This window comes from Streptomyces sp. NPDC020422 (assembly GCF_044386705.1).
In the GTDB taxonomy this organism is placed as follows: domain Bacteria; phylum Actinomycetota; class Actinomycetes; order Streptomycetales; family Streptomycetaceae; genus Streptomyces.
In genome coordinates this window covers 274,647-286,544 of sequence record NZ_JBIRVJ010000001.1, presented here as the reverse complement: position 1 = coordinate 286,544, position 11,898 = coordinate 274,647, and the positions used below count along the sequence as shown (strand labels likewise).

Genomic DNA, 11,898 nt, shown 5'->3' with positions numbered 1-11,898 from the left:
CGGTCGAGGAGGCCCGCCATGAGCACCGCCGCACCCAAAGTCAGCACCCTGCCGGCCGAGCACCGGGAACGGCTCATGGCCTTCGCCGAGGACGTGTACTTCGAGTCGGGGCACCGGCTCTTCGAGGAGCAGGAACACGCCGACCGGTTCTGGATCGTCAAGACGGGCGCGGTCACCCTCGACGCCAAGGTCCCCGGGCGCGGCTCGCCGGTCATCGAGACCCTGCGGCACGGCGAACTCGTCGGCCTTTCCTGGCTCTTCCCGCCCTATCTGTGCCAGTCCGGCGCGGAGGCGATGACCCCGGTGCGGGCCCACGAGTTCGATGCCACGGCCGTGCGGTCGCTGTGCCGCACGGACCCGGAGTTCGGCGCCGCGGTGACGTTCTGGGTGGGACGGATCCTCGCCCACCGGCTCCATGTGACGCGGGTCAGGCTGCTCGACCTGTACGCGCCGCACGGCAGCGGCATCCTGGCCTGAGGGCACCCCGACGCCCGCCGGGGTGCGCCGGTGTTCAGAGCCGGTCGAGGTCGCGCACGTACCAGTCGAGGAGGGTGCCGTCCCGGTGGCTGATCTGGCCCCGCCGGAGGAAGCCGGCGCGGCGGGCGACCGCCGCGCCCGCCCGGTCCTCGGCGCGGGTCTGGACGACCGCGCGTCGGGCCCCCTCGCAACGGGCGTGGGCGCAGGCCAGGAGGACGGCGCGGGTCGCGAAGCCGCGGCCGCGGGCCTCGGGGTGGAGCTCGTAGGTCAGCTCGACGTCGCCGTGGGCGAGTCCGGCGGCGGCGAACCGCAGCGCGACGCTGCCCACGCACCGCCCGGCGCGGATCCCGAAGGTGCGGAGCGGGCCCAGGGGCCCGGTCGTCCCCGCCTCGGCGGGGGCCGGCGGCACCAGGGTGACGACTCCGTCGGAGAGCTTGGCCGGCACGGCCGTCTCCGGGGGCACGGCCGTCTTCGGCGGCACGGGCATCTCTGAGGGCATCTGTTCACGCACCCCAGAGATCCTTTCGCCTCTTCGCCCCCACCACAATCGGTATCCGGCCGGACCCGCCGGGCCGACCTGCCGGGGCGTCACCCGAACGGGCCCGTGAGGGCTGTGCGGCTGATGAGCGGGTACGAGGCTGGGGTCGAGACACAGGGGAGGCAGAGGTGAGTGAACCCGGCACGGCGGCCCGGGCCCGGTCCCGGGCACGGCTGTTCGCGCGGTGCGCGCTGCTCGCGGCGCTGGCCGCGATCGTCGCGCTGTTCGTCCCGTTCGGAAGCGGCGGTCTGCTGATCGTCTTCAGCGGTCTGGTGGGACTCGTTCTGTGCGCGGCGGGCACCTGGTGGTTCCTGGCCCACCGCGGACCCGTGCGGCTCCTGGGCGCGCTGCTCGCGGTCGGGGCCCCCGCGGGCCTGCTCGTGCTCTACATCCACGAGAGCCTGTGGCCGACCGCGCTGACCTCGCTCGCCCTGTGGGGCGCGGCCCTGCTCTGCGCCCGCACGGCGCTGCCCCGTCCGCATCCGAGCCGTCCGGCCGCGCCCGCGACGCCTCCGCGGCGGCCCGTGCTCCTGATGAACCCGAAGTCGGGCGGCGGCAAGGTCGAGCGCTTCGGCCTGGTGGAGCGGGCCGAGGCGCTCGGCGCGCGGGTGGTGCTGCTCGGCACCTCCGAGGCGGACGGCCCCACGGACGTCGCCGAGCTCGCCCGGCAGGCCGTCGCGGACGGCGCCGATCTGCTCGGGGTGGCGGGCGGTGACGGCACCCAGGCCCTGGTGGCGGCGGTCGCCGCCGACCACGACCTGCCGTTCCTGGTGATCAGCGCGGGCACCCGCAACCACTTCGCCATGGACCTCGGCCTCGACCGCACCGACCCGTCCCGCTGTCTGGACGCCCTGGTCGACGGTGAGGAGCTGCGGGTGGACCTGGGCGACGTCGCGGGGCGCCCGTTCGTGAACACGGTCTCCTTCGGGGTGTACGCGGATGTGGTGCAGCGCCCCGAATACCGCGACGCGAAGGCGGAGACGGCGCTCAACGCGATGCCCGACCTGCTGTCGGGCGGCGAGGGCGGCCGGCTCGACGCCGACGCCGACGGCACCCGGCTGGAAGCGCAGCAGGCCCTGCTCGTCAGCAACAACCCCTACATCTCGCCCGACCCGCTCGGCGGCGGTCGCAGACCCCGGCTCGACCGGGGCGAGCTCGGGGTCATCGGCGTCCGGGTGGAGGGCGCCGCGCAGGCCGCCGAGCTCGCCGTACGCGGCGCCCAGTCGACCGGTCTGAACGTCCTGACGGCCCACCGGGTCGAGGTCTTCGCCGAGGCCGCCACCCTGCCGGTGGCGGTCGACGGCGAGGCGCTGACCCTGCCGGCCCCCGTCGTGTGCACCCTGCGGCCGCGCGCCCTGCGCGTCCTGCTCCCGCGCGAACGGCCCGGAACCGCACCACCCGCACCACCGCTGAACTGGGGCCGGATCGTCGTCCTGGCCTTCGGCCACCGAGGAGGGAAAAATGCCCGAGCCCGAGAAGAAGACACCGAACGAACCGCTGGACGGGACGCCGGACGCACCGCTGGGCGGGACGCCGGACGCACCGGCGAGCGAGAGGCCGGAGGGGCGCACGGCGGGTCCGATGCCTGAGTCCGCGGCGGCGGCCGAGGGACCGACGCGGTCCTCCGTCCGCGACGTGCTGGCCGATCTGCGGGCGGTGGACGGCGCCCTGTACGCGGCGGTGGCCGCCACGCCCACGCCGGCCCTGGACCGGGGGCTGCGCCGGCTCTCGCACGCGGCCGACCACTCCAAGATCTCCTTCGCCGTCGCCGCGGCGCTCGCCCTCGCCGGGGGCCGGGCCCGTACCGCCGCGCTCGTCGGGGTCACGGCGATCGGGGTCGCCTCGGCCTCCGCGAACCTGCTGGGCAAGCGCCTGGTGCGCCGGGCCCGCCCGGACCGGGAGGCGGCCCGGGTCACGGTGGACCGGCACGTGCCGATGCCGACCTCGGCGTCCTTCCCGTCGGGGCACACCGCTTCGGCGGTCGCGTTCGCCACCTCGGTGGGCGTGGTCCTGCCGCCGGCCGCCGTGCCGCTGAGCCTCCTGGCCTGGGCCGTCGGGTACTCGCGCGTCCATACCGGCGTCCACTACCCGGGGGACGTGGCCGGCGGGGCGGTGCTCGGGCTGGCCAGCGCCGTGGTGTCGCTGGCCGCGGCGAGCGCGGTGGCCCGACGCGGGGGAGCTTAAGTAATTGCTCATTTTCGCAATTAACAGGTCCGCGATCTACCATCGCCGGGTGAACGAGACTCTTCCCCCCTGCCCCCAGTGCTCCAGCGCCTACACGTACGAGATGGGTGCGCTCCTCGTGTGCCCCGAGTGCGGCCACGAGTGGACGGCTGCCGCGGCCGACGCCCCCGCGGGCGAGGCCGCCGGAGAGCGGGTGGTGAAGGACGCGGTCGGCAACGTACTGGCCGACGGCGACACCGTGACCGTGGTGAAGACCCTCAAGGTCAAGGGCAGCCCGAGCGGCATCAAGGCCGGCACCAAGGTGCGCAACATCCGGCTGGTCGACGGCGTCGACGGGCACGACATCGACTGCAAGGTCGACGGCTTCGGGCCGATGCAGCTCAAGTCGAGCGTGGTCAAGAAGGCCTGACGCGGCTGTGCCCCGGCGGGGAACAAAGCGCCCCCGCCGGGGACTTGGAATCGTCATGACGACCACACGTTCCGACAGCCGGGAGCTCCTCGCGAAGAGCCGGCTCGGTGTCCTCGCGACCCTCAAGGCCGACGACCGGCCCCAGCTCTCGCCCGTCATGCTCTTCTACGACGCCGCGACGGAGACGCTCTACGTCTCGATGACGGAGGGCCGCGCCAAGACGGCCAATCTGCGGCGCGACCCCCGCGCGGCCCTGGAGGTCACCAGCGGCGACGGCCGGTCCTGGGCGACCGCCGAGGGCACGGTGACGCTCACCGGCCCCGGCACCGACCCGCACGGCCCCGAGGTGGAGGCACTGGTGGAGTACTACCGGCTCGCCGCCGGGGAGCACCCCGACTGGGACGAGTACCGGGCGGCGATGGTGGCCGACCGGCGGGTGCTGATGCGGATGCGGGTCGACCACGTGTACGGCCGGAACCTGGGCTGATCCCGCGACGGAACGCGCGCCGCGGGGTCCGCCCCGGGGCGCGCGTTCCGTCAGCCCTTGCGGACCTGGCCGAGCCGGCCGGCGGGGCGCTCGACGGGCTCGTCGCGGGCCTCGGCCCACAGCGAGCGCACATGACCCAGGTGCCGGTGCATACAGGCCTCCGCCGCCTTCGCGTCGCCGGCGATCATCAGGTCGAGGAGCTCCACGTGCTCCTCCGCCGAGGAGACCAGCTTGCCCGCCTCGTCGAGGCCGGTGAGGCCGTAGAGGCGCGAGCGCTTGCGCAGGTCGCCGACGGTCTCCACGAGCCGGTCGTTCCCGGCCAGGCCGAGCAGGGTGAGGTGGAAGCGGCGGTCCGCCTCCAGATAGCCGATCAGGTTGTGCTCGCGCGCGTTGGTCACGATCTCCTGAGCGAGCGGCCGCAGTTCCTCCAGCTGTTCGCGGGTGGCCAGTTCGGTGACCCGGCCGACCGTGGGGACCTCGATCAGCATGCGCAGCTCGGTGCACTGGTCGAGCTCGCGCTCGCTGACCTCGGTGATCCGGAAGCCCTTGTTGCGCACCGGCTCGACCAGGCCCTCCCGGGCGAGGTCGAGCATGGCCTCGCGGACCGGCGTGGCCGACACCCCGAGCTCGGCGGCGAGGCCGGGCGCCGAATAGACGCTTCCCGGCCGTAGTTCGCCCGCTATCAGGGCGGCCCTGAGTGCATGACCCACCTGGTCGCGCAGCCGTTCCTGGGCCTTGATGAGACTGTGCTGCTTCAGGTCACCCATGCCGTTCCTCCGAGAACTCGCAGGAGGACAGCGTACAATGTCACGTTTCGCAGGCGGACCCGCCGTTCGCCTCCCGTCGCGCGGCCCGGTACACGGCGACCGCCACGGCCAGATCCTCCCAGGCCATGCCGACGCTCTTGAAGAGGCGCGGGGCGGCCGGGTCCGCGGGCGCGCGTCCGGCCACCAGATCGGCCAGGGTGCCGGCGATGTGTCCGGGTCCGACGGCGCCCTCGGCCATCGGGACCAGCAGGTCCCCGGCCTCGCGCAGCGCCGCGGCGCGCGACTCGACGTAGACCTCGGCCCGTCGGACCAGGGCGGTGTCGGTCTCGCGGGCGTCCGGCTCGTGCGAGCCGACCGCCACGACGGTGGCGCCGGGCCGCACGAGCCGCCCGTCGAAGAGCGGGGCGCGGGCGGTGGTGCAGCACACCACGAGGTCCGCCGCCGCCACGTCCTCGGCCGTGCCGGTACGGGCCTTCGGCACGCCCCGCCGCGTCGCGTACGCGGCCAGCAGCCCGGCCCGCTCCTCGTCGCGGGCGACGACCACCACCTCGGCCGGCTCCCGGACCGCGAGCAGTGCTTCGAGGTGCCCGTAGGCCTGCGGGCCCGAGCCGAACAGCACCACGTGCGGCGGCTCGTCCGGCGGGGTGAGGTGACGGACCGCCAGGGCGGAGACCGCCGGGGTGCGCAGGGAGGTGAGCGCGGCTCCGTCGAGCAGGGCGGCCGGGCGCAGGGTCGGGCCGTCCAGGAGGAGGTAGCTGCCGGTGATGCGCGGCAGCCCGCGGGCCGGGTTGCCGGGCGCCACGCCGGCGATCTTCACCCCGGCCCAGGACTCCGAGGCGGCAGGCATCAGGAGCAGTTCGCCGGCGGGCACCGGCAGCGCGCTGCGCTGGGGACAGGACTCCGGGTCGAGGCCCTCCGCGAGGACCCCGGCCAGCGCGTCGGCGGCGCCGGCCGGGGAGAGCAGCCGCGCCACGGCGGCGGCGTCGATCCACAGCGGGGCCGGGGGCCCGGGCGGCTCGGCGGTCACAGCGGGAATCCCGAGCCGAGGGTGTCGTACGGGTCGAGCGTGAAGAGGTGCTCGCCCGTGCGGTGGGCGCTGCCGGTGACCGTGGTGACCAGGCCCTGGGGGGTGTCCCCGCCGGGTGCGATCCGGCCGGTGAACACCGTGCCGACGAGGGAGTCGTGGGTCAGGGTGTCGCCCTCCTTCAGGCGGCCCTCGTCGGCGAGCAGGGCGATCCTGGTGGAGGTGCCGGAGCCGCAGGGCGAGCGGTCGATCTGGCCGTCGGCGAAGACGGTGACGTTCCGCTGGCGCGGTCCGGCGGGGGTGTCGGGGAGCTCCTCGTGGAGGATCACCCCGTAGACCCCGGACAGCAGGGGGCCGTGCGGATGGCGGGTGGCCGGGTGCCCGGCGAGCGCGGCCCGGATCTCCCGGCCGACCGCGAGCAGCGCGGGCAGGTCGGTGCGGTCGACGCCGAGGCCGAGGTCGCGGGCGGCGACCGAGGCGTAGCAGGCGCCGGCGTGTGCGAGGTCGACCTCGACCGGGCCGAGACCGGTGGTGACCGGGATCCGCCGGCCGGTCACGCGGGCCGGGACGTTGCGGAAGGTGACACCGGTGGTGCGGCCTCCCGCGCGGTGCACGGTGGCGGTGACCCGCCCTGACGGGACGTCGATCCGCACCTCGACGTCCCGTCCGTCCTCGGGGGCGACGACGAGGCCGGTGTCGACGGCCCAGGTGCCGAGGGCCATGGTGCCGTGGCCGCAGGCGGTCGAGTAGCCGTCCTTGTGCCAGAACAGGACGCCCAGGTGGGCCCCGTCGTCGTCGGGCGGCACGACGAAGCCGCCGTACATGCCCGCGTGGCCGCGCGGTTCCTGGACGAGCAGCCGGCGCAGGCCGTCCAGGGGGCCGGGGCGCGGCGCGGTGCCGTCGCCGCCCGGGCCGAGGAGCGTGGCGCGGCGCTCGGCGACGGTGTCGCCGGGCACCGGCGGCAGTCCCGCGGCGGCCAGGTCGACGATCCGGAAGGGTTCGCCGGCCGTGTGGTAGTCGGTGGTGCGCACCTCCGTGGAGCTCACAGCAGGAATCCCGCGGGGAAGGGGTCGGTCGGGTCGAGGAAGTACTGGCCGGTGCCGGTGACCCAGGCGCGGCCCGTGATGGTGGGCACGATCGCGGGCAGGCCGGCGACCGTGGTCTCGTCGACGATCCGGCCGGTGAACTCCGTCCCGATGAAGGACTCGTTGACGAAGTCGGCGCCGGGAGCGAGCAGTCCGCGGGCGTGCAGCTGGGCCATCCGCGCGCTGGTGCCCGTGCCGCACGGGGAGCGGTCGAACCAGCCGGGGTAGATGGCCATGGCGTGCCGCGAGCGGTGCCCGTCCGAGCCGGGGGCGGCGAGGTACACGTGCTTCACGCCGCTCTGCCGCGGGTCCTCGGGGTGGACGGGGCGGTCCGGGCCCGCGTTGATGGTGTCCATCAGGGAGAGCCCGAAGGCGAGCAGGTCGTCCTTGCGGGCCCGGTCGAAGGGCAGCCCGATGGAGTCGAGCTCCACGAAGGCGTAGAAGTTGCCGCCGTACGCGAGGTCGTAGGTGACGGTGCCGTGGCCGGGGACCTCGGCCTTGAGGTCGAGGCCGACGCTGAACGCGGGGACGTTGGTGAGGGTGACGGAGCGGGCGGCGCCGTCCTCGACCTTGACGTCCACGCTGACGAGTCCGGCCGGCGTGTCGAGCCGGACCGTGGTGACCGGCTCGCTGACCGGGACCATCCCGGTCTCCACGAGGACCGTGGCGACGCCGATGGTGCCGTGGCCGCACATCGGCAGCAGGCCGGAGACCTCGATGAACAGCACCCCGTAGTCGGCGTCGGGCCGGGTGGGCGGCTGGAGGATCGCGCCGCTCATCGCGGAGTGGCCGCGCGGTTCGAACATGAGCAGCGTGCGGAGGTGGTCCAGGTGCTCGATGAAGTGGGTGCGCTTCTCCGCCATGGTGGCGCCGGGGATCACCCCGACTCCCCCGGTGATCACGCGGGTGGGCATGCCCTCGGTGTGCGAGTTGACCGCGTGGTAGACGTGACTGGTGCGCATGGTTCCCCTCGGTCGGTGGTGGACGTCGGTGCGTGGCTGTCAGTGGTGGCCGTCGGCCAGGGCCTTCTCCGTCGCGGAGCGTACGGCGGTGAGGGTGTCGCCGCTGAGCGGGAGGCGCGGCGGGCGGGTCGCGCCGCCGGGGCGTCCGGCCAGGTCCATGGAGACCTTGATGGCCTGGACGAACTCGGTCTTGGAGTCCCAGCGGAGCAGCGGGTGGAGGGACTTGTAGAGCGGCAGCGCGGTGGCCAGGTCGCCCGCGACGGCGGCGCGGTACAGCTCGGCGCAGGAGGCGGGGAACGCGTTCGGGTAGCCGGCGATCCAGCCGACGGCCCCGGCCAGCGCCAGTTCGAGGAGCACGTCGTCCGCGCCGATCAGCAGGTCGAGCTCCGGGGCGAGTTCGGCGATCTCGTAGGCCCGGCGGACGTCGCCGCTGAACTCCTTGACGGCCACGATGTCGCCGTCGGCGTGCAGCCGGGCGAGCAGTCGGGGGGTCAGGTCGACCTTGGTGTCGATGGGGTTGTTGTACGCCACGATCGGCAGTCCCGCCCTGGCGACCTCGGCGTAGTGGGCCCGTACGGCCGCCTCGTCGGCGCGGAAGGCGTTCGGCGGGAGCAGCAGCACCGAGCCGGCGCCGGCCTCGGCCGCCTGCTCCGCCCAGCGCCGCGACTCGGCGCTGCCGTACGCGGCGACGCCGGGCATCACCCGGGCCCCGTCGCCGGCGGCCTCGACGGCGGTGCGGACCACACGGGCGCGCTCCTCGTCGGTCAGGGTCTGGTACTCGCCCAGGGAGCCGTTGGGGACGACACCGTCGCAGCCGTTGTCGATGAGCCAGCGGACGTGGGCGGCGTAGGCGTCGTGGTCGACGGACAGGTCCTCGCGCAGCGGCAGGGCGGTGGCGACCATGATGCCGCGCCAGGGGCGGGCGGGGGTCCAGGCGGTGCTGTTGGTCATCAGGGGCTCCTTTGTAGTGTGTGACATTTTACTGACTGGTGCGGGGCGGCCACAAGGGGGCCGCGGCACGGGATCAGGCGTTCTCGGAAGGAAGTTCGGCGAGCTGCCGCAGCGGGACCGGGCAGGCCAGCGGTCTGCGGTCCGGGGTCGCGCCCGTACCGCACAGGGCCGCCACCCCCGGTCCGCACATCCGGCCCTGGCACCAGCCCATGCCGGCCCGGGTCAGCAGCTTGACCGTGCGCGGGTCGCGGGCGCCCAGCTCGTCCACGGCCTCGCGGATGTGGTGCGCCGTGACCTCCTCGCAGCGGCAGACGTCCGTGTCCTGCCGGAGCCAGGCCGTCCAGCCGGGACCGGGGCGGTGCGCCGCGCCCATCGCGTCCGCGAAGGCCCGCAGCCGGTCGCGGGTCCTGCGGTGCCGTGCCGTGGTCGCGCCCGGCACCGCCTTGCCCAGGCTCATGGCGATCGAGTGGGCCGCCAGCTCCCCCTCGGTCAGGGCGAGTTGCGCCCCGCCGATGCCGCCGGTCTCGCCGGCCGCCCAGATGCCGGGCACGGAGGTGCGCTGGTCGCGGGCGAGGGCGAGCGCCACCGTGCCGTCGGCGGCCGTGCGGGTGGCACAGCCCAGGCCGGTGGCGAGGGACAGTTCCGGGACCAGGCCGTGGCCGACGGCCACCGCGTCGCACGGGATCCGGCGGGCGGTACCGGCGACGGGGCGCCAGTCGCGGTCGAGCCGGGCGATCGTGACGGCCTCGACCCGGTCGGTTCCGTGCGCCTCGACCACGGCGTGCCGGGTGAGCGGGCGCACCTGGTGCCGGGCCAGCGCGGCCCCGTAGCGGGCGCCCTCGACCAGCTTCGCCGGGTTGCGCAGGAGCGCCCCGGCGCTGCGCGCGTACGCGCCGTACGCCCCGGCCTCGACCACCGCGGGGACGCGGGCCCCGGCGGCGGCCAGGGTGGCCGCGACGGCGAGCAGCAGCGGGCCGCTGCCCGCGACGACGACGCGGCGGCCGGGCAGCACCAGGCCGCTCTTCAGCATGGCCTGCGCTCCGCCGGCCCCCACGACCCCGGGCAGGGTCCAGCCGGGGAAGGGCAGTTGCCGCTCGTACGCGCCGGTGGCGAGGAGGACGGTGCGGGCGTGGACGACGGTCGGGGCGGCGTCGTCGCCGCGGGCGTGGAGGGTCCAGCCCGGTCCGTTCGGCAGGACCGTCCAGACCTGGGTCTGCGGACGGTGGTCGATCCGGCCGCTGCCGCGCAGGCGCTCCTCGCGGGAGGCGAAGGCCCGCCAGTCGTGGTGCAGGGCCTCCGGGCGCTCGGCGCCCAGCTCCGGGGCGGGGCTGCGGTAGAACTGGCCGCCGGGGTGCCGGCCCGCGTCCAGCAGGACGACCGAGAGGCCGAGGTCGGCGGCGGTCACGGCGGCGGCGAGCCCCGCGGGGCCCGCGCCGACGACCGCGAGATCAGCAGCCGAGTTCGGCACGGCCGGTTCCCTCCTGGGTGGTGATGGTGTCGCCCGGGCGCGCCGGGATCAGACAGGCCCGCTGGTTGGGGCTGCCGTTGACGGTGACCAGGCAGTCGAAGCACTGGCCGATGCCGCAGAAGACGCCCCTGGGTGCGCCCGTCCCGCGGGTGGTGCGCCAGGACACGATTCCCGCGGCCCACAGCACCGCCGCGACGGACTGGCCCGCCTGGGCGGGGAGTTCGCGCCCGTCGAAGGTGACGGTGTGGGTGGCGGTGGGCGCGCCGCCCACCACGTCACGCGGGGTGGCCGGGGTTCGCTCGGTGCTCATCGGGGTGCTCCTCATGCCTCCGCCTCGTCCGGGAAGTCGCGGTCCGGGCGGAACGGGGTCGGGTCCATGGCGGGCGGCTCTCCCGTGAGGGCCGCCGCGACGAGCGCGCCCGTCGCGGGGGCCAGGCCGATGCCCGCGCCCTCGTGGCCGCAGGCGTGGTGCAGGCCGGGGACGCGGGGGTCGGCGCCGATGGCCGGGAGGTGGTCGGGGAGGTAGGGGCGGAAGCCGTGGTAGACGCGCTGCACCTCGACCTCGGCGAGGACCGGGAAGAGCGCCTGGGCCTGGGCGGCGAGGCGGCGCAGGGCCTCCGTGGACAGCGAGCGGTCGAAGCCGACGCGTTCCCGGGTGGCGCCGATGAGCACGGGACCCGCCGGGGTCCCCTCGACGACGCCGGAGGACTGCAGGGCGGCGGAGTCGCTCGCCACGTCGGCCACGTAGTCGGCCGCGTAGACCTTGTGGCGCACGATGCGGGGCAGCGGCTCGGTGACGAGGACGAAGCCCCGGCGGGGCAGGACGGGCAGGTGCGCGCCGGCCAGCCGCGCGACCTCGCCGCCCCAGGTGCCCGCCGCGTTGACCACGGCACGGGTGAGGAGTTCGCGGCGGGGGGTGCGTACGCCCCGGACGGCGCCCGAGGAGTCGGTGAGGATCTCCGTGACCCGCTCGCCGAGGTGGCAGGGGACGCGGGCCGCCTGCAGCAGGCGGGCGGCGGCCTTGGCGGGCTGGACCTGGGCGTCCTGCGGGTAGTGGAAGGCGCCGGCCATGCCGGGCGCCAGGTGCGGTTCGAAGGAGGCGAGCCGGTCGGCCGGCACCTCCGTGTTCCGTACGCCCGCGGCCCGTTGGCCCTCCGCGAAGACGCGGAGGGCCTTGAGGGTGGTCTCGTCGGGCGCCACGACGAGACCGCCCTTGGGCTCGTACTCGGTGTCCGGCAGTTCGCCGGCCAGCTCGCGCCAGAGTCTTGTGGACAGCAGCGCGAGGTCGAGCTCGGGGCCCGCCTCCTTGTCGGAGACGAGCAGGTTTCCTTCCCCGGCGCCCGTGGTGCCGCCCGCGACGGGACCGCGGTCGACGACGGCGACGGAGAGGCCGGAGCGGGCCGCGTAGTAGGCGCAGGCGGCTCCGACGACGCCGGCACCGATGATCACGGCGTCCAGGGAGTGTCTCTTGGGCACGACAGTAATATGTCACATTCTTCAGGCGGTGCCCAGGCCCTCGGGGGCCCGGGCACCGGAGGGGCGATCG

General features: G+C 75.2%; 14 protein-coding genes. 5 read left to right on the top strand and 9 right to left on the bottom strand.

The features are described from left to right. Window positions 1–18 precede the first annotated feature (18 nt). A complete protein-coding gene (locus ACH414_RS01355; protein WP_382534266.1) occupies window positions 19–477 on the top strand; it encodes a cyclic nucleotide-binding domain-containing protein in 459 nt (152 codons plus the stop codon). A gap of 34 nt (window positions 478–511) precedes the next feature. On the opposite strand, the gene ACH414_RS01350 is transcribed toward ACH414_RS01355, so the two are convergent. Beyond that, window positions 512–976, bottom strand: a complete 465-nt coding sequence (locus ACH414_RS01350) for a GNAT family N-acetyltransferase (protein WP_382534264.1) — start codon at window positions 974–976, stop codon at window positions 512–514. A 167-nt stretch (window positions 977–1,143) separates the two neighbouring features. Between ACH414_RS01350 and ACH414_RS01345 the strand changes: the two genes are divergently transcribed. Genes ACH414_RS01345 through ACH414_RS01330 form a run of 4 tightly spaced genes read left to right on the top strand, consistent with a single transcriptional unit; the run spans window position 1,144 to window position 4,095 of the window. Then, window positions 1,144–2,604 carry a diacylglycerol/lipid kinase family protein gene (locus ACH414_RS01345; protein ID WP_398940523.1) on the top strand — a complete coding sequence of 487 codons (1,461 nt, stop codon included), beginning with the start codon at window positions 1,144–1,146 and terminating at the stop codon, window positions 2,602–2,604. Next, complete coding sequence (locus ACH414_RS01340; protein ID WP_382534260.1) at window positions 2,597–3,199, top strand: phosphatase PAP2 family protein; 603 nt, start codon at window positions 2,597–2,599, stop codon at window positions 3,197–3,199. The genes ACH414_RS01345 and ACH414_RS01340 overlap by 8 nt, the downstream gene beginning before the upstream one ends. A 49-nt stretch (window positions 3,200–3,248) precedes the next feature. Continuing rightward, on the top strand, window positions 3,249–3,608 hold the full coding sequence (locus tag ACH414_RS01335) for a zinc ribbon domain-containing protein YjdM (RefSeq protein WP_382534258.1): 360 nt from the start codon (window positions 3,249–3,251) through the stop codon (window positions 3,606–3,608). A gap of 55 nt (window positions 3,609–3,663) precedes the next feature. Next, complete coding sequence (locus ACH414_RS01330; protein WP_398940522.1) at window positions 3,664–4,095, top strand: PPOX class F420-dependent oxidoreductase; 432 nt, start codon at window positions 3,664–3,666, stop codon at window positions 4,093–4,095. A 50-nt stretch (window positions 4,096–4,145) separates the two neighbouring features. Here ACH414_RS01330 and ACH414_RS01325 read toward each other — a convergent pair whose 3' ends face one another. The 8 genes from ACH414_RS01325 to ACH414_RS01290 form a co-directional block, all read right to left on the bottom strand. Beyond that, the gene (locus tag ACH414_RS01325) at window positions 4,146–4,862 is read right to left on the bottom strand and encodes a GntR family transcriptional regulator (protein ID WP_382544663.1); all 717 of its coding nucleotides are present in this window, start codon (window positions 4,860–4,862) and stop codon (window positions 4,146–4,148) included. A gap of 40 nt (window positions 4,863–4,902) precedes the next feature. Next, complete coding sequence (locus ACH414_RS01320) at window positions 4,903–5,889, bottom strand: ornithine cyclodeaminase family protein (RefSeq protein WP_398940521.1); 987 nt, start codon at window positions 5,887–5,889, stop codon at window positions 4,903–4,905. Then, the gene (locus tag ACH414_RS01315; RefSeq protein WP_398940520.1) at window positions 5,886–6,932 is read right to left on the bottom strand and encodes a proline racemase family protein; all 1,047 of its coding nucleotides are present in this window, start codon (window positions 6,930–6,932) and stop codon (window positions 5,886–5,888) included. The genes ACH414_RS01320 and ACH414_RS01315 overlap by 4 nt, the downstream gene beginning before the upstream one ends. Beyond that, window positions 6,929–7,933: a proline racemase family protein gene (locus ACH414_RS01310; protein ID WP_382544671.1), complete on the bottom strand. Its 1,005-nt coding sequence runs from the start codon at window positions 7,931–7,933 to the stop codon at window positions 6,929–6,931. Before ACH414_RS01310 ends, ACH414_RS01315 begins: the two co-directional genes overlap by 4 nt. Window positions 7,934–7,972: 39 nt before the next feature. Beyond that, window positions 7,973–8,884 (bottom strand): dihydrodipicolinate synthase family protein, encoded by a 912-nt coding sequence (locus tag ACH414_RS01305; protein WP_382544673.1) that lies wholly within the window; start codon window positions 8,882–8,884, stop codon window positions 7,973–7,975. Between the two features lie 73 nt (window positions 8,885–8,957). Beyond that, entirely contained in the window at window positions 8,958–10,352 is a 1,395-nt protein-coding gene (locus tag ACH414_RS01300; RefSeq protein WP_391768087.1) for an NAD(P)/FAD-dependent oxidoreductase, read from the bottom strand. Continuing rightward, window positions 10,333–10,662 (bottom strand): (2Fe-2S)-binding protein, encoded by a 330-nt coding sequence (locus ACH414_RS01295; protein ID WP_382544678.1) that lies wholly within the window; start codon window positions 10,660–10,662, stop codon window positions 10,333–10,335. The genes ACH414_RS01300 and ACH414_RS01295 overlap by 20 nt, the downstream gene beginning before the upstream one ends. 11 nt (window positions 10,663–10,673) lie before the next feature. Continuing rightward, window positions 10,674–11,828: an NAD(P)/FAD-dependent oxidoreductase gene (locus ACH414_RS01290; RefSeq protein ID WP_382544681.1), complete on the bottom strand. Its 1,155-nt coding sequence runs from the start codon at window positions 11,826–11,828 to the stop codon at window positions 10,674–10,676. Window positions 11,829–11,898: the final 70 nt, after the last annotated feature.